Genomic DNA, 21,840 nt, shown 5'->3' on the forward strand with positions numbered 1-21,840 from the left:
GCTTCCGATAGGAGGCAGTGTGCGTTCCATCCAATTTATTTATCCTGTTTGGGTCCGCCAATTTGCCAGTAATGGTGCCGTTAATCGCTGTGTGCGATTGCTGAGGGCGGTTGCTTTCTAACGTAGCACCGTACTACTGAATAATAATTGCTATGACAATTGCCTCTTCCGCTTTATCCCGCATGTTGGCAGTATTGCCTGTTGCGCTTCACGCAGAAGCCACGCAACGCTTTGCCGAGCAGTCTCCGTTATTACTGCAGCGACTAACCCAGTTATACGGAAGTCGGGCGGATTTTGCAGAATGGTTTGCTAATTTGATGGAATCGGTGGGGCTTTTGCATGCAGCCCGCTCGGTCGCCTTACGCGCACAAGACACCGAGCGCGCGAACTCATCTGACTGGTTTCTCACGCAAACTATGCTGGGCTACAGCGCCTATGTTGACCGCTTCTCTGGCACGTTGCGCGGTGTCACGCAGCGCATTCCGCATCTACAGGAACTTGGGGTTACTTATCTTCATCTTTTGCCGTTCTTGCGAGCGCGCGCTATTGAAAACGATGGCGGTTTTGCGGTAGCAAGTTATGACGATGTCGAACCGCGTCTGGGTACCGTGCGGGATCTGGAAGAGCTGACTGCGCAACTACGAAAAGCGGGTATTAGCCTGTGCTCAGATTTTATATTGAATCATGTTGCCGATGATCACGCTTGGGCGCAGGGTGCAGCAGGGGGCGATGCCAGATTGCGTGACTACTTTTATCTGTTTGAAGATCGCATTATCCCGGATCAGTTCGAACAAACACTGGTGCAGATATTTCCGCAGGCAGCGCCCGGAAACTTTACCTGGTCGGTAGCGATGCAAGCCTGGGTCTGGACGACTTTTTATCCTTATCAATGGGATCTTAACTACACCAATCCCGAGGTATTGGGCGAAATGGTCAGCGCCTTATTGGGGCTGGCGAATCGCGGTATCGAAGTGTTTCGGCTTGATTCGACAGCCTTTCTATGGAAGCGCGAAGGCACTAACGGCATGAACCAGCCGGAAGCGCATTGGATTTTGCAGATATTGCGCTGCATTACCGAGATAGCCGCGCCCGGCGTATTGCTCAAGGCAGAAGCGATTGTGCCGATGCAAGAACTGCCAGCCTACTTCGGCGCAGACGAGGGGCTTGGGCGCGAGTGTCATTTGGCATACCACAGCAGTTTGATGGCCGCTGGCTGGGCCGCAGTCGCAGAACAACGTACAGATTTATTGTGCGAGGTAATTAAGGCAACGCCAGTTTTACCGGGACCTGCATCCTGGCTGACCTATGTTCGCTGCCATGACGACATCGGCTGGAATGTCCTCCGTCCTGAGCTTGCCAGTATTGGGGACGATAGCAATCGACTGGCGACGGTGTCGCGGTTTTTTGCTGGTACTGATCCTGATAGTTTCTCTGGTGGTACCGCATTTCAGACCAGCCCAGGACTCTCAGTGCATGGCACCAACGGGATGTCATCGAGTCTGGTTGGCTATGACCGTGCGCGAACGGAAATCGATGTTGAGTTTGCGCAACGACGTTTGATTTTGCTATATGGTTTGGCGCTGGCTTTTGGTGGATTACCGCTGCTATATATGGGCGACGAAATGGCATTTCGAAACGACGTATCAGAAGCCAGTCTGGCCGCGCGCAACATTGATAGTCGCTGGCTACAACGTCCTCATTGGGACAACGTGAGTTATGAGCAGCGTCACTCGGCCGATCTGACGACGGGGAAAGTTTTCAGCGCCTTCCGCCGTATGATTCATCAGCGCCAGCGCCAGAACATACTTGCTGCAGATGTCCCCCGGCAGATAATTGCTACCGGAAATTTAGCAGTTCTGGCACTTAAAAGGGGAGAGCAGTTCATCGCGCTATCAAATTTCTCTGAACATGCAGCAACCTTGGATCTGCTTTCCTTCAATACTGGCCCTGCGGTTCGCTGGTTTGACTGTCTGTCAGAAACGGTTGTGCCGAACATGCTTGAGTTGCCGCCTTGGGGAACCATGTGGCTTGAGCGCCAGACCTGACAAATCGACGCAATATTCATATAAGAAGGAGACAAACATGCATTTTTCAGACACTGAACAAGTACCTGCAAAAAAATATACCGGCTTCATTCTGGTCGTCTTATTTCATATTCTTATCGTCTATGCGCTGGCTACAGGTCTGGCCCGTAAAGTAGTCGAGGTGATCCAGCAGCCGATCGAGACCAAGCTTGTGGATGAATTTAAACCACCTCCACCGCCACCGGATAAACCGTTAGCGCCGCCACCGCCGAAACTTGCAGCGCCGCCGCCGCCGTTTATACCACCGCCAGAAATACGGATGCAGCAACAGCCGCAGCAAAATACGATTACAGCAGTATCGTCAGTCAAGCCGGATAGCCCTGTCATGCCAACGGCGCAACGAGCCGAGGTAGCACCGGGACCGGTACCGACTCCGGCCCCGGTGGTCGCAGCGGTGCATATTGCTGCAGTGGTCGATTCGCGCGCTTGCGATAAGCCGAAGTATCCACGTGTATCGCTACTAGCAGAAGAAACGGGCACGGTTTATTTACAGTTTCTGGTGGATGTTGATGGTCAGGTGATTGATTCCAAGATAGAAAAATCTAGCGGGTCCAAGAACCTGGACAATGCTGCACGTAGTGCATTGAGCTTATGCAAGTTTAAGCCTGGGAGTTTTGAAGGAAAACCGGAACAATCCCTGGCAAAATTGCAGTATGTCTGGAAGTTGGAATGAGTTACCAGTTTCAAAAAATACTTGGTACGGCCTAATAATTCTAATTGGAGAAAAATATGAACACGAAGAGACATTTATCCGCATTGCTTTCTGCTGTATTAATTTCGGTTGCTACGGTGGGGCCAGTCCTGACCACGCCAGCGTTCGCGGTTGACTCTGCAGTAGTTAGTGTAGCAACCGCATCCACTCCGGTTGCTGCGATCGCCGCAGAGTCCGCGCCGCAGCCTGAAGCCGCATCAAAGGTCGTAGTTGATAACCCTTACGGTCTGGATGCGTTATGGCAGGGCGGTGATTTTATTGCCCGCGGTGTGTTGATTTTATTGGTCTTGATGTCGATGGGCAGCTGGTATGTCACGATCACCAAACTGCTTGACCAATATCGCATGACGGCACAAGCGCGCGAGGTACGCAGTAAATTCTGGAGCAGTACTTCGGTGCAAGCCGCTACCAATAATTTAAAAGCAGGCAGTGCATTTCGTTACATCGCTGAAATTGGAATTAAATCGACTGAGCATCACGACGGTGCTTTACTTGAGCGCATCGATTTCAATACCTGGATCACGATGTCGATCCAGCGCTCAACGGAAAAAGTCCAAACGCGCTTACAAGATGGTTTAGCGGTGTTGGCAACGGTCGGCTCGACGGCACCTTTCGTTGGCTTGTTCGGTACGGTCTGGGGTATCTACCACGCACTCACCGCAATCGGCATCGCAGGTCAGGCCTCCATCGACAAAGTTGCTGGTCCGGTTGGCGAAGCGCTGATCATGACGGCAATCGGTTTGGCAGTCGCTGTACCGGCGGTGCTTGGCTACAACTGGCTGGTACGCCGCAATAAAGCAGCAATGGAAGATATCCGCGCCTTTAGCGCTGACCTGCACGCTGTCTTGCTGAGCGGCGTAATGTCTTCCAGTCAAGCCGGTCGTGGCGCGAATTTGAAAAAGACGGGATAAGCCATGGCAATGTCTCTCGGCTCTTCCGACGGCGATGAAGACGAAGTAATTGCGGCAATCAATACCACACCGTTGGTAGATGTGATGCTGGTACTGCTGATTATTTTTCTGATCACTATTCCAGTGGTGACGCACACGGTGCCAGTAAAGCTGCCTGCCGAAATCAACCGCCCTTACCAGACCAAGCCTGAAAATATCAATCTTGCGGTAAATAAAGATGGCGACATGTACTGGAATGAACAGTTAGTGCCTGACACCACTGCGCTATTGGCCAAGCTGAAAGTCGTTGCGGTGATGGTGCCGCAACCAGAGCTGCATATTCGGGGCGATCAAGATGCGCGCTACGAGTTCATCGGTAAAGTGATTCTGACTGCACAGCGAGCCGGGATTGCCAAGGTTGGCTTTATTACAGAACCGCCTGCACGCGGCGGTTAATCTTGCTGTTGAACTATTAAAGGGAGTAATTGATGGGTATGAATCTAGGTTCCGGCAGCAGCTCTGCCGACCCCGAGCCGATGATGGAGATGAACATGACACCGTTGATCGACGTCATGCTGGTTCTCATCATCATGCTGATCATTACGATTCCGATTCAGAATCATTCGGTCAGTCTGAATTTGCCGGTCAATGCCGCGACGGCGGTGAGTGCGCCGCCAGTAGTAGTGACGATTGATATTGATTTTGACGGAACGTTGTTGTGGGACGGTCAGATCGTTGCTGATCGCGCCGCGTTGGAAAGCAAATTGCGTGCGGTAGCGTTAATTCCAACGCAGCCAGAAGTCCATCTGCGGCCGAATAAGCTGGTGCCCTATAAATCAGTCGCAGCGGTAATGGCATCGGCGCAGCGGTTAGGCGTTACAAAAATCGGTATGGTTGGTAACGAGCAGTTTATTAAATAAGCAGCAGAACTAGCAGAGCGAGCAAAAGAGAAGGCGGCCTACGCCGCCTTTTTGATTCCATACATGGAGGCAATAGTCATGAGCCCTACCCGAACCTTTGCCATTAGCATACTATTGGTGGCGTTAACGTTAAGCGTTGGCAATGCCAGCGCAGAATCCGATAGCTTGCGTCCTGAAGTCAGTAAGCCTTTGCAGTCAGCGCAAGAGCTGATGAAGAATAAGAAATATAAGGAGGCCTTAGCCAAGGTAGCCGAGCTTGATGCGATTGAAGGCAAAACCCCTTACGAAATTTTTATTACGGAGCGCATGCGTGGTTCCGCGGCTTCTGCTGCCGGAGATGCGGACGTTGCTGCCAAGGCTTTCGATACCGTCATTGGTAGCGGACGCTTGCCGGTGGCGGAACAATTAAAGTTGATGGAAGCGATGGCCGGTAATTATTATCGGAATAAAGATTACCGGAAAACTGTGATCTGGACGCAGCGTTATTTGAAGGACGACGGCAGCAATGCAACTATGCATGCATTGCTGATCCAATCGCAATATCTGAGCGGCGATTACAGCGCTGCAGCAAAAGGTCTTAGCGCAGAGTTTCAGGCTGACGATAAGGCGGCACGCGTGCCTGCTGAGGATCGGCTGCGGCTCTTGGGCAGTAGCTATCAACAAATTAAAGATGATGCTGGCTATATTGGTGTGTTGGAGCGGCTGGTGGCGCATTATCCAAAAAAAGAATACTGGGCTGATCTGATTGTGCGGATTGAGGCGAAGCCAGGATTTTCTGAGCGCTTGTCGCTTGATGTCTACCGCTTGCAAATGGCTACTGGCAACATGAGCGTGCCGAACCATTTTATGGAAATGGCACAAATGGCGTTGCAGGCAGGTTATCCGGCCGAAGCAAAAAAAGTGATTGATCTTGGTTTCTCGTCCGGTGTCTTAGGATCCGGCGCTGAAGCTGACCGCCACAAGCGTTTGCGCGACATGGTGAATACAAAGTTTGAAGAAGATGTAAAGGCTATGGGTCAAGGTGATAGCCAGGCAACGAACGCAAAAGAGGGAATCGCGCTGGTGAATATTGGCTATAACTATGCGACGCATAATCAGTTTGATAAAGCCATCGCGATGATGGAACAAGGTCTCGCTAAAGGCGGACTTAAGCGTCCTGAGGACGGCAAACTTCGTTTAGGACAAGTCTATATTGAGGCCGGAAAAAAGGCCCGGGCGGTGCAGATTCTAAAGGCTGTGCAAGGGACTGACGGAACAGCTGATCTGGCGCGGTTATGGACTTATCTTAATTAAGTACTTAATCGCGGTTTAGGGGGAAAAGCGTGAAGGAGACAAGAATGCGATTTATACGATTACCAATAAGAAAAATCACGGTCGCAGCAACATTAGCGTTGTGCACCGCGCTATCGGCCAGCACGCAAGCCCAGATCATCGTATCGATGTGGGCCCATGCAGGGCCCGGCCCGGAACGTGACGTCTACCGCGCAGCAGTGGCGGCCTTCAATGCTGCCCACACGGATGTTCAGGTTGAGTTCATTGCATTGCCGGAAGGCAGTTACAGCGATCAGGTGAACGCCGCCACGCTGGCCAGAAAGCTGCCCTGCGTTCTCGACTTTGATGGTCCTAGTTTGTATAACTATGCGTGGAGCGGCAAGATTATTGCGCTCGACCAGTTTCCAGCTATCAACGATTTAAAAAATACGATGCTCAAAACGTTGGTCCAACAGGGTACCTACAACGGCAAGTTGTATAGCGTTGGGCAATTTGACTCAGGCCTCGCGATATGGGGCAACCTCAAAATGTTGCAAAAAGCGGGAGTCAGAATTCCTGCGTCAGTGGAAGATGCCTGGACTGGTCCAGAGTTTGAGGATGTACTGAAGAAACTAAAGAATGACGGCGTCGCTTACCCGCTTGATATGAAATTCAACTACGGTATTGGCGAATGGATCACCTATAGTTTCACGCCAATAATTCAAAGTTTCGGTGGCGATCTGATCAATCGGAAGACCTATCAGTCAGCCGACGGCGTATTGAATAATCCCGGTTCGGTCAAGGCATTACAGATGGTGCAAAGGTGGGTCAGGCAAGGTTATGTTAATCCGTCTGCCAAAAGTGACAATGATTTTACGCAAGGTAAATCTGCCTTGTCGTACGTTGGTCACTGGACCTACAGCGGTTATAAAAAAGCCCTCGGTAGTGATCTGGTATTGATCCCGATGCCGCGTTTTGGTGGTAAAGCGGTCACGGGAGCCGGTTCCTGGAACTGGGGTATTTCATCAAATTGCAAGCAGCCGCAAGCAGCTGCGAAGCTGTTAGCACACCTGATGTCGAAGCAGGAAGTATTGCGCGTTGCAGCGGCCAATGGCGCAGTGCCGGGACTCGTTTCTGCAATACCGGCATCGCCTGATTTTGTCAACGGCGGACCGCTGAGGGTCTATCTGGATCAACTTTCCGGAGGAGTAGCAGTAATCAGACCGCAAACGCCAGCCTATCCTGCCATCACCACGGCATTTTATGAGTCCGTCAATAATATTGTTGCCGGTGCTAATGTCAAAAAAGAGCTTGATAAAGCGGTCAAGAAAATTGATCAAAACATCGAAGATAACAGGGGCTACCCGGTCAGGCCATGAGTACACCAAACTACAACCGCTACAAACGTGAGTCATTGACCGCCTATGCTTTTGCCGCGCCGGCGCTGATTCTTCTTTCGTTATTTTTATTAGCACCGTTTTTGCTGGCGTTCGGTTTTTCATTTACCGATCAGCGCCTGATTGCGAACGATCAGATGGCGACCGAATTCATCGGCATGCGTAACTATTTGCGCTTATTCGACGATGACAGTTTTTACGCAGCCTTGAGAAATAACTTTCTCTTCGTGGTTCTCGTGGCACCGTTACAGTCAGCATTTGCATTGTTTCTGGCACTGCTGGTCAACAAGCACGCACGCGGCATAAAATTTTTTCGCACCATATACTTTATGCCGGTTGCCACCACGATGGCGGTGGTAGCAGTAATCTGGTCCTTGATGTACAGCCCGGATCAGGGACTGATTAATCACTTTCTTGCGTTCGTCAGCTTTGATTTGATCGGTCCGCAAGACTGGCTGCGTAATCCGATGCTAGTACTGCCAGCGGTAATGTTGATGTCGATCTGGCAGGGTGTTGGATTTCAGATGCTGGTGTTTCTGGCCGGCTTACAGGCGATCCCGGTTGATTTGTATGAGGCGGCAATGCTTGATGGCGCATCGCGCTGGCATCAGTTTTTTTACATTACCTTACCGCTGCTGCGCAATACCACCATTTTTGTGCTGCTCACGACAACGATCTATGCATTTCAACTGTTTACCCAAGTACAAATCATCGCAAATAGCGGATCGGTGGCGCCCCTCGACTCATTCCGTACAGTAGTGATGTTGATGGTACAGGAAGGATTTCGCAACGGAAAGCTGGGTTACGCATCGGCACTTTCAGTGATTTTTTTCATGATTGTTTTGCTGATTTCAATTCTGCAACGGTTTTTGCTGAAAGAAGAAAGGCAAGTTCAATGAAGCTAAATGTTAATTCCAAGCCTGGGGCAGGTCGCTGGACACATTACGGCATGCTGACAATGCTAGCAATATTCTTTTTTATTCCCTTACTTTTCATGTTTGTTTCTGCCTTAAAGACGGATGAAACTCAGTTGTTAAGTGACATGTCAGGGATATTGGCTTTCGTTCCGTATGGAAAAATCTCACTTGATAATTTTCGTGACGTTCTGGCCCGTACTGATTATCTGCATGCATTTATTAATACGTTGATGATCGTCAGTAGTACCGTTGTGATGGGGGTACTTGTGAACAGTATGCTGGCTTACGCGTTGGCGCGTTTCCGTTTTTTTGGACGTGAATTTTTACTGGCGTTGGTGGTTGCGCTGATCATCATTCCTTTCGAAGCAATTGCGGTGCCCTTGCTACTGTTGGTCAATAACTTGCCCTGGTTCGGGGGCGCGGATGGCTGGCTGGATTCGTATCAGGTCCAGATTATTCCATTCATCGCGCATGCATTTTCGATTTATCTGTTCTATCAGTTTTTTATCGCGCTACCCAAAGATTTAGAAGAAGCTGCCCTGATGGATGGTGCCGGACGCTTCCGCATCTACTGGAGCATTGTTCTGCCATTGTCGAAACCAGTCATTGCGACGGTTGCCATCCTCCAGTTTCTGGCACGTTGGGGGGATTTGCTGTGGCCTGTGATGGTGGTGCGGGGCGATAAATTTGCCACGTTGCCACTGGCGATGCAGACATTTTTTGGTCAGTTTCCACGCCACTGGGGAGATGTGATGGCATTTGCGGTCATGGCTACTTTGCCCACTTTACTGGTATTCATCGTGTTTCAACGCTGGTTTGTACAAAGCACCATTTCGAGCGGAATCAAGGGCTGATAAGTCCTCAGGATGACATTGGGACGTTCCCACATATTTCTGGCTGGTGTCGCCGGATCAATTTATAGAGGTAGTTAAATGGCTAGCGTGAGTTTGCGAGCAATTGCAAAAAATTACGATGGGATCAACAACATCATTCATGGTATTGATCTGAACATCAGGGATGGCGAGTTTATGGTCTTTGTCGGGCCGTCTGGCTGCGGTAAAACTACTATGATGCGCATGATTGCCGGACTCGAAGATATAACCGGGGGTGAACTATACATAGGCGACCAGCTCAGCAATCAGATTTCCCCAGTTGACCGAGGCGTGGCGATGGTGTTTCAGAGTTATGCGCTGTATCCGCATATGACGGTATTCGACAACATGGGCTTTGGGCTGAAAATTTCTGGTTCCTCCAAGCAGGCGGTGAAGGATGCAGTTGGACGCGCCGCCGATATTCTGCATATCACTCATTTACTTGATCGCAAGCCGAAAGCGCTCTCCGGTGGGCAGCGCCAGCGTGTCGCAATCGGCCGCGCAATTGTGCGCAAGCCGAAAGTGTTTTTGTTTGACGAGCCATTATCTAACCTTGATGCCGCGTTGAGGGTGCAAATGCGGGTGGAACTATCGAAGCTGCATAAAGAGCTGGGTACCACCATGATTTACGTTACCCATGATCAGACCGAGGCAATGACGATGGGCGATCGCATCGCGGTATTCAACAAGGGAAAGATAGAACAGGTTGGTCCGCCTATGGACTTGTATCGACAGCCGATAAATACGTTTGTTGCTGGATTTCTCGGATCGCCGATGATGAATTTTCTGCCGTGTACAATCAGTCGCGGGGATGGCGAGCAGTTGGTTTTGCGCATAGGTGAAAGCGGTACCATCATACTAGAAGGAACTACTGCCGTCGTTGCACACGCAGCAGCATTGGCAAGCGGTAGCGTGACGGTTGGGATTAGGCCGGAGAGCTTTGAGATTGCGCCTGCGGGCGATGGATTACCGGTTGAAGTTGAATTAGTTGAACATCTTGGTGACACGTTGATGATCTATGCGCGGCTGCCCGGGGTAGAAAAGTCTTTGTCTATTAAGGTCCAGGAGACGGATTTTGAATGGTGCGTAGGAAAGAAGCTTTGCGTGCGTCCCAAAGCGGGTTCATGCCACCTGTTTAATGAAGCAGGCAGCAGCCTGAGCTTTGTCTGACGGTATCAAAGTAGCCAAAAGTTTAGGCTCGGCGTTGCGTGGAAAGGCAGTTGAGAGGTGTACTGGATTCTCAGTTCCCCTCGTTTCCAATATCGGAATATTTTGGTCATCATGCTTATCGGCAACGACTGATCGCGTTTTTAGGTGTCCCGAGGCGGCTTTACGTAAATCCTGATATGGTCAGTCTGACGTTGATGAATTATTTAAAGGAGTTAAAAATGGATAAACCTGCGATCAAAATATTGGGCATTTCAGGCAGTCTGCGTAAAGGCTCGTTTAATACCGCGGCGTTACGGGCGGCCATCGAACTTGCACCCGAAGGCGTGAGTATTATTGCTGCCGATATTTCAGACATTCCCCTGTATAACGAAGATGTTCATGCACACGGCCTGCCCGAATCGGTAGTCCGTTTTCGGGCGCAAATTCGGGATGCCGACGCGATTCTTTTTGTGACGCCGGAGTACAATTACTCCGTCCCCGGTGTATTAAAAAATGCCATCGATTGGGCCTCGCGTCCACCAGAGCAACCGTTTGCTGGCAAACCGGCGGCAATCATGGGCGCTAGCCCAGGCGTAATCGGCACCGCGCGCGCGCAATATCACTTGCGTCAGATCGCTGTGTTTCTAGATTTAAAGGTATTGAATAAGCCAGAAGTCATGATCGGCGGCGCAGCTGATCGCTTTGATAGCGCCGGTAACCTGACCCATGAACCAACGCGTGAATTCATAGGAAAAACGTTAGCGGCGTTGCAGGACTGGACCTTAAAACTGAAGTAATAATTGTTGGTTGCGCGTACACGATTTAGTTCTACTAAACGATGCGGGCGACCACAACCGGATGTGAAAATGCCGTAGGACATCATTCGATGTCCTACGGCATTTTTATACAGCTTTGCTTACACCGGTAGCGGCGATTTAGCCTGAGGTAGGGCAGTCTCGCGATCAACAATGCGCTAAACCGCAGATCAATAACCGTATTATTTAGTCACCTTGACCTGATCTAAAATATGCTTCGGCACCGCTGCATAATGCTTGAACTCCATCGTGTAAGTTGCGCGTCCCTGACTGAGTGAGCGCAGTGTCGTAGAGTAGCCAAACATTTCCGCCAACGGTACCTCGGCACGGATGGTTTTGCCGCCACCGCCCGCGATATCATCGGTGCCCTGTACCATGCCGCGCCGCGACGACAGATCGCCCATGACATTGCCCATAAAGTCTTCGGGCGTCTCTACCTCAACCATCATCATGGGCTCTAACAAGATCGGATTTGCCCGCCGCATGCCTTCCTTGAACGCAATGGATCCCGCCATCCGGAATGCATTTTCATTTGAGTCTACATCGTGATAGGACCCAAATGTCAGCGTTGCCCGTACGTCCACCACTGGATAACCGGCTAAGACACCACTTTTAAGCGTCTCCTGAATGCCTTTATCCACCGCTGGTATGTACTCGCGCGGCACCACACCACCTTTAATCGCATCGACAAATTCATAACCTTTTCCCGGTGCCAGCGGTTCCAGTTTCAGCACCACGTGACCATATTGCCCACGACCGCCGGACTGCTTGACGAACTTGCCTTCTATATCCGAGACGGTGGAATGAATGGTTTCGCGATACGCTACTTGCGGCTTGCCAACCGTGGCTTCCACCCCAAACTCACGCCGCATGCGGTCGACCAGAATTTCCAGATGCAACTCGCCCATGCCGGAGATAATCGTTTGTCCGGATTCTTCATCTGTATGCACCCGGAACGACGGGTCTTCTTGCGCCAGGCGATTTAAGGCCAGCCCCATCTTTTCCTGATCGGGCTTGGTTTTCGGTTCCACCGCCTGTGAAATCACCGGCTCCGGAAAAATCATCCGTTCCAGAATAATCACGTGATCAGGATCGGACAGCGTGTCACCAGTTGTCACGTCTTTTAGCCCGACCGCAGCGGCGATATCGCCCGCGTAGACTTCCTTGATTTCTTTGCGCTCGTTAGCATGCATTTGTAAAATGCGTCCTAGTCTTTCCTTCTTGCCCTTGACCGGGATATACACCGAATCGCCAGAATTAACGACGCCCGAATAGACCCGGAAAAAAGTCAGTTGGCCCACAAAAGGATCGGTCATGATCTTGAAGGCGAGCGCCGAGAACGGCTCGTTATCTGCCGGATGGCGTTCAATCTGCTCATCATTTTCGTCGTGACCGAGGATCGCCGGAACATCTAACGGAGAGGGCAGGTAGTCAACCACCGCATCCAGTAATGCCTGCACGCCTTTGTTTTTAAACGCGCTGCCGCAGAGCATCGGGACGATCTGGTTGGCAACTGTGCGCAGTCGCAGTCCGTCGATGATCTCGGCTTCGGAGAGTTGTCCGCCGCCAAGATATTTTTCCGTGAGTGCATCGGTTGCTTCGGCAGCTTGCTCCACCATCTTGTCGTGCCATTCTTGCGCAGTTGCAAGCAGCGCGTCCGGAATCTCGCGGTATTCAAATATTACGCCCTGGCTTTCTTCATCCCAGATAATGGCTTTCATTTTAACGAGATCAATTACACCCTGAAAGTGATCCTCGGCACCGACTGGAATCTGAATCGGCACAGGATTGCCTTTGAGTCGATCCTTGATCTGTTGATAAACGCGAAAAAAATCCGCACCCACCCGATCCATCTTGTTAATGAAGGCAACCCGGGGCACGCCATATTTGTTGGCCTGACGCCAGACGGTTTCGGATTGTGGTTGTACGCCGCCGACTGCATCATAAACCATCACAACACCGTCAAGGACGCGCATTGAGCGCTCGACTTCAATCGTGAAATCGACGTGGCCAGGCGTATCGATGATATTGATGCGATGCTCCGCAAAGTTGCCGGCCATGCCTTTCCAGAAGGCCGTGGTTGCGGCGGAGGTGATGGTGATGCCGCGCTCTTGTTCTTGTTCCATCCAGTCCATGGTGGCAGCACCATCGTGGACCTCGCCAATTTTATGCTTGACGCCGGTGTAGAACAGAATGCGTTCTGTGGTGGTTGTTTTGCCCGCATCTATATGCGCGCTGATGCCGATATTTCTATAGCGTTCAATCGGTGTTTTGCGTGTCATGACAGTGCCTTATCAGGTAATTGGCCCGGATTATCCGGGTGTCTTTGTACGATATGGATAAGCAGAACTTGCCGGACGGTGCGGTTACACCATCGTTAACGTCACGGTCAAAGGCGGGCGCAAGCTACCGCTCCTTTGACCAACACGAATTACAGCAATCAACTTGTCATAGGTACGCATACCAATTCCTCGAAGACGGAACATACAGTCGGACTGATTATTCGACTAGGTTATCATTTTTTTATTTTTTAAGTGGCCCGCCCTATAGATATGGGGCGCGTTCGTTTGCAAACAATAGGGGCCGTCTTTTATTGTTTGGCGCGGCGCTTTTGATCCTTTCCCATTTTCTTAAGGGCTGGATCAAAGCTATCTCCAAAATCCGAATGCCTTCGAACGTGGCGGTATAAATCAGAACGGAGATTAATTATCCGGGCGTGTTCGGGACTTCAGCAAGACGACTAACGCGCCTGATCCGCCCTCGGCCTCGCTAGCCTGACAGAAAGCGACCACGCCTTCAATCTGCACCAGCCAGTCGCGTACTTTGCCTTTTAGCACGGGGACCTGATTTACCGAGCCAAATCCCTTGCCATGAATAATACTGACGCAGCGCCATCCACGTCTTTGCGCAACTTGCAAAAACTCTGCCAGTGTGTCGCGGGCTTGATCTACACGCAAACCGTGTAAATCAACTTGTTGGCGAATTGCCCAATGACCACGGTGTAATTTAGTCAGTACATCGGCGCCAACGCCATTGCGTGCGAAGCGTAAATATTCTTCACTATCTAGCAAGTTTTCAATACTGAATTGGTCCGAAAGCGATGCTTGCAGAATGGTCGCATGGTCAGCGCTTACGTCTAAGGCCAACATTTTCTGAATTGTTCGTGGAAGCGGTTTAGGATGAAACTGATGGGGCGGAAGGGTATCGGACAATTTTAGGGGAAACACGGGACCGATTTTTTGACTAAATTTCTCACTATCACGTTCTGCCTGTTGTGTAAGGCGCAGACGTTCCGCAGCGGCAACCAGACGGGCTTCGCGCTGAACCATTAATGCTTTGCGCAACGGTTTCAGTGCGCGGAAATCTTTGATCGGGCCAGACATATGGTCGTTTCAACGGGTGATAATAATGGAAAGGATTTATTTATTTTTAGAAGTAAGAGGCTGTATGTTGCCGACACTCTTGCGGAAAACGTTGGCATCTCGGTCTGCTTGTTCGGCGCGCTGCTTGCGTTCCGCGGCTTCGGCTATGCGAACCTCTTCCTGCGCCTTCAACTTTTGCTGAAGGGATTTTAGATCGGTGAAATCTTTAAGCGGGGCGGTCATGGCACTTTCCTTCACATAGTACGAGGTTGATACCTGCAAGTGTTCATCATCGTTAATGACGATCAGGCGATTAAGTGAGTGATGTCGAGGGCCATATAATCGCCTTCATCGAACAGCGCCGTCACCTAAAACGGCGACGGCACGCTCAATTATTCTTCCAAGAAGCGTTGCGCATCCAGTGCGGCCATGCAGCCGGTACCGGCGCTGGTGATTGCCTGACGGTAAATGTGATCTTGCACGTCGCCCGCGGCGAATACGCCGGGGATGCTGGTCGCTGTTGCCATGCCTTCCAAACCGGTTTTGGTTTTGATATAACCGTTGTGCATAGTCAACTGGCCTTCAAAAATGCTGGTGTTCGGTTTGTGGCCGATGGCGATAAACACGCCATGCAAGTTAATCGATGTGACCTTGCCATCGACGGTTGATTTGATATTCATGCCGGTGACCCCACTGGTATCGCCGGTAACTTCTTCCAAGGTATGGTTATATTGGATCGCAATCTTGCCTTCGGCTACCTTTGCCATCAAGCGGTCGATCAAAATTGGCTCAGCGCGAAATTTTTCACGACGGTGAACCAGTGTGACTTTGGTTGCGATGTTGGATAGATACAGTGCCTCTTCAACCGCGGTATTGCCACCGCCAACGACTGCGACTTCCTGACCCTTGTAGAAAAAACCGTCGCAGGTGGCGCAGGCAGATACGCCTTTGCCCATGAATGCTTCTTCAGACGGAAGGCCCAGATATTGCGCCGATGCGCCGGTGGCGATGATCAACGCGTCGCACGTATATTCGGCGGAGTCTCCGATCAGGCGGAATGGCTTTTCTGATAACTTAGTGGTGTGGATATGGTCAAAAATAATTTCTGTGTTGAATTCTTCGGCATGCTTTAACAAACGCTGCATCAATTCCGGCCCCTGAACGCCGCCATGGTCGCCGGGCCAGTTTTCTACATCGGTTGTCGTCATCAGTTGACCGCCTTGCTCAATGCCGGTAATCAGCACGGGATTCAGATTGGCCCGCGCAGCATACACAGCGGCGCTGTAGCCGGCTGGGCCGGAGCCAAGAATCATTACTTTGGCGTGCTTGATGGTTTTTTCGATAGTCATGAATTATTCTCAGTTGGGCGTGGCAGGGGCAAGGGATGAAAGTGCGCGCCTGCGCACAAATTAGGTTGTGGACATCTGTATAGGGTAAAAAGTATCGGCAAAAAAGATCTTTGTTCTCTAATATGGTGTTCTTGATGCCAGATATCAAGTTGTGAAGACCGCTACCTGACGATAGTTGTCTTACAGCATAGTCGGGCTAGAATGGCCAAAACAGTAACAAAAGAGAAGGTTTTTTGGCCGTATCAAGAAACTGTCCTAAAACTGGTTAAGATTATAATCCAAGGAGTGGATTTGACGTGTTCGACAAACTAATTGTGTTGATAGCGAGAACCAATTTGCCGCAGCGCGTCAAAGGATGCATGTCATTTGTGATTCGTGGTCCATTCCGGTGCATAATTTCATCTGTTTGATAAAACGCGATTCTTCCACGCGAAAACCCGCCTAAAAAGCCAACCGAACAGGTACGCTGCCATACTTGAGCGTAGAGCAATTGGTTGCCCGGTTTTTTATTCAAGCTGAAGCGGTGATGTCGTTCGTTGAATTAGCGCAAAGAAGATGTTGGTAAGCCAACAACTATCGTTAAATGTTTTCACTATTAGTTATGGTCCCCGGAAGTTTTTTTGTATTAACCAGTATTGGTTTTGCCATTTGGATTTATGACTAGAACAACGCAAGCTTATACTCGCAGCGCCAAACCTAAAACGACGGTAGCGCCGCAGAACCGTCTGGTGCGTCTTCTGACAGAGGCGCGCTGGATCATTTTCGCGGTCGTTACTGCTTATTTAATGATCATTTTTCTGACCTATTCCAAGTCAGACCCGGGTTGGTCGCAGGCCAAAGTCGTGGCGCATCTGGATAATTGGGGTGGGCACGTCGGCGCATGGCTGGCAGACCTGATGCTATTTGTGTTTGGTGCCTCGGCCTGGTGGTGGTGTATTTTGTTGCTGCGTTCGTTGTGGGGTGGTTATCAGCGGATTTCTCACCGTCTGGAACCGGAGACCGATCCCGATGCAGAGCATCCGCATGAGGGCGTGCTCCGGGGTATCGGCTTTGTATTGATACTGATTGGCAGTATGGGCATTGAATATACGCGGATGTATTCACTCCACATGCAGTTGCCACGTGCGCCTGGGGGAGTCTTGGGGCGCTTGATTGGCGCGAATGCGCAAGATGCCCTTGGCTTTACCGGTGCAACGCTGTTGTTACTACTGCTGTTTGCAATCGGTTTCAGCCTGTTCTTTCATGTATCTTGGCTAACAGTTGCCGAGCGTATCGGTCTCGCCGTCGAAGGTGCGTTTCTCTGGCTCAAAAACCTGATCGCCGCGCGCGAGGATCGCAAGTTGGGCCATGTTGCTGCCGTGAAGCGTGAAGTCGTCGTAGTGCAGGAACGCGCCAAGGCGATAGAGGCCCCCCCGATACGGATCGAGCCGCAGATAGTAATGGTGCAAAAATCTGAGCGCGTCGAGAAAGAACGACAAACCACGTTGTTTCAGGATCTGCCCGACACCAATTTACCGCCGTTGTCTTTGCTGGATGAGGCGCCGCCAGCACAAGAAACGGTCAGCGTCGAGACGCTGGAATTTACCAGTCGTCTGATTGAAAAGAAGTTGTCGGACTTTGGCGTACAGGTAAAAGTCGTTGCCGCTTATCCCGGCCCCGTTATTACCCGCTATGAAATTGAACCGGCAACGGGCGTAAAAGGCAGTCAAATTGTCGGGCTTGCCCGCGATCTGGCGCGTTCATTGTCGCTGACATCGATCCGCGTAGTGGAGGTGATCCCGGGCAAAATGTTCATGGGTCTGGAATTGCCCAATCCAAAACGTCAGATCGTCCGCTTAACCGAAATATTGAGTTCCAAGGTATACAACGACGGCGTATCCAGCCTGACTATCGCGCTGGGCAAAGATATCGGTGGCCATCCGGTGGTCGCGGATTTGGCCAAAATGCCGCATTTGCTGGTGGCCGGAACGACCGGTTCGGGTAAGTCGGTTGGTATTAATGCCACCATTTTGTCTCTTCTTTATAAATCCGATCCCAAGCAGGTGCGGTTGATTCTGATCGATCCCAAAATGCTGGAACTCTCGATTTATGAGGGAATTCCACACCTGCTCGCGCCAGTCGTGACGGATATGCGACAGGCTGGACACGCCCTTAACTGGGCCGTCAATGAGATGGAGCGGCGTTACAAGTTGATGTCCAAAATGGGCGTGCGCAATCTGGCGGGCTATAACCAGAAAATTATAGACGCGGAGAAGCGCGAAGATAAAATCCCCAATCCGTTTAGCCTGACACCGGACGCGCCGGAACCGCTGGAGAAATTGCCGACCATCGTGGTGATTATTGACGAGTTGGCTGATTTGATGATGGTTGTCGGTAAAAAGGTCGAAGAATTGATCGCCCGTATTGCGCAAAAAGCGCGTGCCGCCGGAATTCATTTGATTTTGGCTACGCAGCGACCCTCGGTAGACGTCATTACCGGCTTGATCAAGGCCAATGTCCCGACCCGGATCGCGTTTCAGGTAAGCAGCAAGATTGATTCCCGCACGATTTTGGACCAGATGGGCGCTGAAGCGCTGCTTGGTATGGGCGACATGTTGTACATGCCCCCGGGGACCGGCTTGCCGATTCGCGTGCACGGCGCTTTTGTGTCGGATGAAGAAGTCCATCGCGTGGTGGATTATCTTAAGGAGCAGGGCGAGCCCAATTACGTAGAGGGCATACTGGAAGGCGGCGTTAGCGAGGACGGTGCAGAGGGCGTCAGCGGCGTCGGGGCGGGCGGTACCGAGGGCGATGAATTATATGATCAGGCGGTTGCCATCGTCCTGAAAAACCGCCGCGCATCGATTTCGCTGGTACAGCGTCATTTGCGCATCGGCTATAACAGGGCCGCCCGATTACTCGAACAAATGGAACAAAGCGGATTGGTCTCGACGATGCAATCTAACGGCAACCGGGAGATATTGGTACCCGCGGGCAATCCCGAGTGATCGTTCTCTGCCAAACATTCGGTTACATTTTCATTCAATAATCGTCCAAATATTGAGGCAAAATAGCGCAGCAGGTTAGAGCGCAAGACGCTGGGCGTTTGGTCTTGCTGTTTATTTTGACTTTATGCGTTGGTAGCGAACCTGGAACGAACCTGAAATGAAAGTTATCGTGAAACACATGCACAATGTAGTCCAAACCAAACCATCGTCGCCGAATAGCGCGTTATCGTTCAGCACCATGCAGTCGCTTAATACGCGGAAAGTTATCACTATTTTTGCCGTAGCTTTGGCCCTACTGCCAGCGATCGCCGGCGCCAGTGCGCTTGAACAATTCAAGTCCTTTGTTAGCAGTACGCAATCTGCCAAGGGTGAGTTCACACAGCGTCTGGTCACCACCGACGGTGGTACCAACAAACCGAAGGTATCGACACAATCCGCCGGGACATTTATTTTTGCACGTCCGGGCAAGTTTATTTGGACGTACACCAAACCTTACGAGCAAGTATTACAGGCCGATGGGGATAAATTGTACATTTACGATAAAGACCTTAATCAGGTGACGACAAAGAAGCTGGGCAACGCGTTAGGCTCCTCCCCGGCGGCGATTTTATTTGGCAGTAATGATCTGGAAAAGAATTTCACCCTGAAAGAGGGGAAGCCAAAAGACGGTCTGGAGTGGCTGGAAGTAACGCCCAAAGCCAAAGACACGACGTTCGACAAGATCGGCGTTGGGTTGCGCAATGGCCTGCCGGAGGCGATGGAGTTGCGGGATTCATTTGGACAAACGTCAATGCTGTCGTTCAAAAACTTCGTCAAAAACCCAGCGCCTCCGAGCGGCGGCTTTAAATTTGTAGTGCCGAAGGGCGCTGACGTCTTCGATAATTAAATAATTAATTCAGTAAATAAGCGGCGGAATTTGTTTTCGGAGGGCTGAACGCTAAATTGAGGCCGCCTCGAATGAATAGCTAGATTGCCAGTTTGAGAAAATGCTCGTCCAGTAACGTCAGTTTTTCGAACGCTGAGCGCCATTTATTATGCTCAGCCAACGGCGCTTTGGTCTGTGTGATCGGCTTCCATTCCGGTCGAGCTGCCAGTTTGGCATTGATCTGCATAAAATGACGTTGATCGGCAGGTAAGTCGGTGTCGCAAAAAATCGCATTTACCGGACATTCTGATACGCATAACGAACAGTCGATACATTCGTCAGGGGCAATGACCAGAAAGTGAGGCCCCTCGCGGAAACAGTTCATCGGACAAACATCTACGCAAGTAGTGTATTTGCAGAGGATGCAAGAGTCGGTCACAACAAAAGGCATAGGCTGGGAGAAAATCGTCTTTATTGCTGGAAAGGTGAACTCGCCATGGCATTATCAGCGAGCGCCTATTTTCTCATAATCTTTCCCTTGTTGCCTGAAGGCTCCGGTTGACTTGGGTTGCCAGTTAGTGAAAGCAGAAGCCGCAGGGTGACGCTACACGATATTCCTGAATTGCATTAATATGCATTGATATCGCATTGCGAGCAGGCTGTTTGTTCCAATTCCATCACTGGTCTTTATTTTTAACACGTCAATCTTGCAGAGCGCTGTCGCCATGTCTGATCTTTTTAAAGTAGCGCCTACGCCACCGCTGGCGGAAGCGCTCCGTCCGACTACCCTTAATGAAGTCATCGGCCAGAGCCATTTGTTGGGCGAGGGTAAGCCCTTGCGTCTGGCCTTTGAGTCAGGCAAGCCGCACTCCATGATTTTATGGGGGCCGCCTGGCGTCGGCAAAACGACCTTAGCGCGTCTGACAGCGAACGCATTTGCCTGTGAATTCATTGCATTGTCCGCCGTATTTTCCGGGGTTAAAGACATCCGTGCCGCGATGGAGCAGGCGGAACAAAATTTGGCGATGGGCAAACACACGATTCTGTTTGTTGATGAAATTCATCGATTCAATAAGTCGCAGCAAGATGCATTGTTGCCTTATGCAGAGTCGGGACTTGTCACTTTAATCGGTGCAACGACCGAGAATCCGTCCTTTGAAGTCAATTCAGCATTGCTCTCCCGGGCGCAAGTCTATGTGTTGAAATCGCTGACGGACGATGAATTGAAGCAGTTGTTGGCGCGCGCACAGTCTTCGGTGTTGCCGGACCTTTTATTTGATGATGCCGCGATTGATACGTTGGTGGGTTATGCCGATGGCGATGCGCGCAGGTTACTTAATTTATTGGAGCAGACCAACACCGCGTCCGGCGCTGCCCGTACCAATCGGATTACGGCAGAGTTTATCCAAAATGCCCTGACGCTGAACGCGCGCCGGTTTGATAAAGGCGGCGATAACTTTTACGATCAAATTTCAGCGCTGCATAAATCTGTGCGTGGTTCCAATCCGGATGCGGCCCTGTATTGGTTATGCCGGATGCTGGACGGTGGTGCCGACGCCAAATATCTTGCGCGCCGTATCGTTCGCATGGCTTGGGAAGATATCGGCCTCGCTGATCCGCGCGCCATGCAGATTGCTAACGACGCCGCCAATACTTATGAGCGCTTAGGCTCCCCAGAAGGCGAGTTAGCACTGGGGCAGGCGGTCATCTATCTGGCGATCGCCGCTAAAAGCAATGCCGGCTATAACGCCTTTAATCAGGCGATGGCGTTTGTAAAGCAAGACAAATCGCGGGAAGTGCCGGTGCATCTGCGGAATGCCCCCACCAAGCTAATGAAAGAACTTGGTTATGGTCATGCCTACCGTTACGCCCATGACGAGCCGCACGCCTATGCTGCTGGCGAGACCTACCTGCCGGACGACATGCCTGATCCTGGTTGGTATGCCCCTGTGCCGAGGGGCATGGAAGTCAAAATTGCTGACAAGCTTGCGTGGTTACGGGACTTAGATAGTAAAGCGCGGAATAACGGCTAAATAAGCGCACCTAACACGATTAAGTGGCACGAAGAATAAGCGCCACAGCAAACCTTTTATCCAATCAGATCAGGCCAGTGCCGCTCATCTTTGGCAAGCGCTACATTGCGCTGGAATAAAGTGCATGCAAGATGCTCCACGTCCGCTGTAATTGATTGCATAAAGACTTCGCAGCCTTTAGTAAGTCTAGGCTTTTCTACGCACTTCGACGAAAATGTTTCCCATCGAGTGGAGCGC

19 protein-coding genes are annotated in these 21,840 nt (G+C 50.9%); 14 read left to right on the top strand and 5 right to left on the bottom strand.

Going from position 1 to position 21,840, the window contains the following annotated elements:
* Window positions 1-152 precede the first annotated feature (152 nt).
* The 11 genes from HAV38_RS04190 (at window position 153) to HAV38_RS04240 (ending at window position 10,989) form a co-directional block, all read left to right on the top strand.
* Window positions 153-2,045 (top strand): alpha-amylase family glycosyl hydrolase, encoded by a 1,893-nt coding sequence (locus tag HAV38_RS04190; RefSeq protein WP_245182186.1) that lies wholly within the window; start codon window positions 153-155, stop codon window positions 2,043-2,045.
* Window positions 2,046-2,082: 37 nt separating this feature from the next.
* The gene (locus tag HAV38_RS04195) at window positions 2,083-2,757 is read left to right on the top strand and encodes an energy transducer TonB (protein ID WP_168052682.1); all 675 of its coding nucleotides are present in this window, start codon (window positions 2,083-2,085) and stop codon (window positions 2,755-2,757) included.
* Between the two features lie 56 nt (window positions 2,758-2,813).
* A complete protein-coding gene (locus HAV38_RS04200; RefSeq protein ID WP_168052683.1) occupies window positions 2,814-3,707 on the top strand; it encodes a MotA/TolQ/ExbB proton channel family protein in 894 nt (297 codons plus the stop codon).
* A gap of 3 nt (window positions 3,708-3,710) precedes the next feature.
* A complete protein-coding gene (locus tag HAV38_RS04205) occupies window positions 3,711-4,142 on the top strand; it encodes an ExbD/TolR family protein (RefSeq protein ID WP_168052684.1) in 432 nt (143 codons plus the stop codon).
* 32 nt (window positions 4,143-4,174) lie between these two features.
* Window positions 4,175-4,606 carry an ExbD/TolR family protein gene (locus HAV38_RS04210; RefSeq protein WP_184013368.1) on the top strand — a complete coding sequence of 144 codons (432 nt, stop codon included), beginning with the start codon at window positions 4,175-4,177 and terminating at the stop codon, window positions 4,604-4,606.
* Window positions 4,607-4,684: 78 nt separating this feature from the next.
* A complete protein-coding gene (locus tag HAV38_RS04215) occupies window positions 4,685-5,899 on the top strand; it encodes a tetratricopeptide repeat protein (RefSeq protein WP_168052685.1) in 1,215 nt (404 codons plus the stop codon).
* 44 nt (window positions 5,900-5,943) lie between these two features.
* On the top strand, window positions 5,944-7,236 hold the full coding sequence (locus HAV38_RS04220; RefSeq protein WP_168052686.1) for an ABC transporter substrate-binding protein: 1,293 nt from the start codon (window positions 5,944-5,946) through the stop codon (window positions 7,234-7,236).
* Complete coding sequence (locus tag HAV38_RS04225; protein WP_168052687.1) at window positions 7,233-8,153, top strand: carbohydrate ABC transporter permease; 921 nt, start codon at window positions 7,233-7,235, stop codon at window positions 8,151-8,153. Before HAV38_RS04220 ends, HAV38_RS04225 begins: the two co-directional genes overlap by 4 nt.
* Window positions 8,150-9,025 carry a carbohydrate ABC transporter permease gene (locus HAV38_RS04230; RefSeq protein ID WP_168052688.1) on the top strand — a complete coding sequence of 292 codons (876 nt, stop codon included), beginning with the start codon at window positions 8,150-8,152 and terminating at the stop codon, window positions 9,023-9,025. The genes HAV38_RS04225 and HAV38_RS04230 overlap by 4 nt, the downstream gene beginning before the upstream one ends.
* Before the next feature lie 78 nt (window positions 9,026-9,103).
* A complete protein-coding gene (locus tag HAV38_RS04235) occupies window positions 9,104-10,213 on the top strand; it encodes an ABC transporter ATP-binding protein (protein ID WP_168052689.1) in 1,110 nt (369 codons plus the stop codon).
* 218 nt (window positions 10,214-10,431) lie between these two features.
* Window positions 10,432-10,989, top strand: a complete 558-nt coding sequence (locus HAV38_RS04240) for an NADPH-dependent FMN reductase (protein WP_168052690.1) — start codon at window positions 10,432-10,434, stop codon at window positions 10,987-10,989.
* A gap of 200 nt (window positions 10,990-11,189) precedes the next feature.
* Here HAV38_RS04240 and fusA read toward each other — a convergent pair whose 3' ends face one another.
* The 4 genes from fusA to trxB form a co-directional block, all read right to left on the bottom strand.
* Window positions 11,190-13,289, bottom strand: a complete 2,100-nt coding sequence (gene fusA / locus HAV38_RS04245; RefSeq protein ID WP_168052691.1) for an elongation factor G — start codon at window positions 13,287-13,289, stop codon at window positions 11,190-11,192.
* Window positions 13,290-13,709: 420 nt separating this feature from the next.
* Window positions 13,710-14,390, bottom strand: coding sequence for a Smr/MutS family protein (locus tag HAV38_RS04250; protein WP_168052692.1), 681 nt, complete (start codon window positions 14,388-14,390; stop codon window positions 13,710-13,712).
* A gap of 36 nt (window positions 14,391-14,426) precedes the next feature.
* Window positions 14,427-14,612, bottom strand: a complete 186-nt coding sequence (locus tag HAV38_RS04255) for a hypothetical protein (protein WP_168052693.1) — start codon at window positions 14,610-14,612, stop codon at window positions 14,427-14,429.
* A 149-nt stretch (window positions 14,613-14,761) separates the two neighbouring features.
* Window positions 14,762-15,718 carry a thioredoxin-disulfide reductase gene (trxB, locus tag HAV38_RS04260; protein WP_168052694.1) on the bottom strand — a complete coding sequence of 319 codons (957 nt, stop codon included), beginning with the start codon at window positions 15,716-15,718 and terminating at the stop codon, window positions 14,762-14,764.
* A 656-nt stretch (window positions 15,719-16,374) separates the two neighbouring features.
* On the opposite strand from trxB, the gene HAV38_RS04265 reads away from it, so the two are divergent.
* Window positions 16,375-18,705 carry a DNA translocase FtsK gene (locus HAV38_RS04265; protein WP_168052695.1) on the top strand — a complete coding sequence of 777 codons (2,331 nt, stop codon included), beginning with the start codon at window positions 16,375-16,377 and terminating at the stop codon, window positions 18,703-18,705.
* Window positions 18,706-18,943: 238 nt separating this feature from the next.
* Window positions 18,944-19,591, top strand: a complete 648-nt coding sequence (gene lolA / locus HAV38_RS04270; RefSeq protein ID WP_184013382.1) for an outer membrane lipoprotein chaperone LolA — start codon at window positions 18,944-18,946, stop codon at window positions 19,589-19,591.
* Between the two features lie 79 nt (window positions 19,592-19,670).
* Here the strand turns inward: lolA and fdxA are convergent, their stop codons facing one another.
* The gene (fdxA, locus tag HAV38_RS04275) at window positions 19,671-20,021 is read right to left on the bottom strand and encodes a ferredoxin FdxA (protein WP_168052696.1); all 351 of its coding nucleotides are present in this window, start codon (window positions 20,019-20,021) and stop codon (window positions 19,671-19,673) included.
* A gap of 274 nt (window positions 20,022-20,295) precedes the next feature.
* Between fdxA and HAV38_RS04280 the strand changes: the two genes are divergently transcribed.
* Window positions 20,296-21,603 (top strand): replication-associated recombination protein A, encoded by a 1,308-nt coding sequence (locus tag HAV38_RS04280; protein WP_168052697.1) that lies wholly within the window; start codon window positions 20,296-20,298, stop codon window positions 21,601-21,603.
* Window positions 21,604-21,840 lie beyond the last annotated feature (237 nt).

Origin of the sequence: Glaciimonas immobilis (assembly GCF_011947285.1) — a bacterium.
Taxonomy (GTDB): domain Bacteria; phylum Pseudomonadota; class Gammaproteobacteria; order Burkholderiales; family Burkholderiaceae_D; genus Glaciimonas; species Glaciimonas immobilis.

Coding starts and splice junctions, on each gene's coding strand:
- HAV38_RS04195 (WP_168052682.1), top strand. CDS start 2,083: ATGCATTTTTCAGACACTGAACAAGTACCTGCAAAAAAATATACCGGC.
- HAV38_RS04200 (WP_168052683.1), top strand. CDS start 2,814: ATGAACACGAAGAGACATTTATCCGCATTGCTTTCTGCTGTATTAATT.
- HAV38_RS04190 (WP_245182186.1), top strand. CDS start 153: ATGACAATTGCCTCTTCCGCTTTATCCCGCATGTTGGCAGTATTGCCT.
- HAV38_RS04205 (WP_168052684.1), top strand. CDS start 3,711: ATGGCAATGTCTCTCGGCTCTTCCGACGGCGATGAAGACGAAGTAATT.
- HAV38_RS04265 (WP_168052695.1), top strand. CDS start 16,375: ATGACTAGAACAACGCAAGCTTATACTCGCAGCGCCAAACCTAAAACG.
- fdxA (WP_168052696.1), bottom strand. CDS start 20,021: ATGCCTTTTGTTGTGACCGACTCTTGCATCCTCTGCAAATACACTACT.
- HAV38_RS04280 (WP_168052697.1), top strand. CDS start 20,296: ATGTCTGATCTTTTTAAAGTAGCGCCTACGCCACCGCTGGCGGAAGCG.
- HAV38_RS04210 (WP_184013368.1), top strand. CDS start 4,175: ATGGGTATGAATCTAGGTTCCGGCAGCAGCTCTGCCGACCCCGAGCCG.
- HAV38_RS04215 (WP_168052685.1), top strand. CDS start 4,685: ATGAGCCCTACCCGAACCTTTGCCATTAGCATACTATTGGTGGCGTTA.
- HAV38_RS04240 (WP_168052690.1), top strand. CDS start 10,432: ATGGATAAACCTGCGATCAAAATATTGGGCATTTCAGGCAGTCTGCGT.
- lolA (WP_184013382.1), top strand. CDS start 18,944: ATGCAGTCGCTTAATACGCGGAAAGTTATCACTATTTTTGCCGTAGCT.
- HAV38_RS04230 (WP_168052688.1), top strand. CDS start 8,150: ATGAAGCTAAATGTTAATTCCAAGCCTGGGGCAGGTCGCTGGACACAT.
- HAV38_RS04235 (WP_168052689.1), top strand. CDS start 9,104: ATGGCTAGCGTGAGTTTGCGAGCAATTGCAAAAAATTACGATGGGATC.
- HAV38_RS04220 (WP_168052686.1), top strand. CDS start 5,944: ATGCGATTTATACGATTACCAATAAGAAAAATCACGGTCGCAGCAACA.
- HAV38_RS04255 (WP_168052693.1), bottom strand. CDS start 14,612: ATGACCGCCCCGCTTAAAGATTTCACCGATCTAAAATCCCTTCAGCAA.
- trxB (WP_168052694.1), bottom strand. CDS start 15,718: ATGACTATCGAAAAAACCATCAAGCACGCCAAAGTAATGATTCTTGGC.
- HAV38_RS04225 (WP_168052687.1), top strand. CDS start 7,233: ATGAGTACACCAAACTACAACCGCTACAAACGTGAGTCATTGACCGCC.
- HAV38_RS04250 (WP_168052692.1), bottom strand. CDS start 14,390: ATGTCTGGCCCGATCAAAGATTTCCGCGCACTGAAACCGTTGCGCAAA.
- fusA (WP_168052691.1), bottom strand. CDS start 13,289: ATGACACGCAAAACACCGATTGAACGCTATAGAAATATCGGCATCAGC.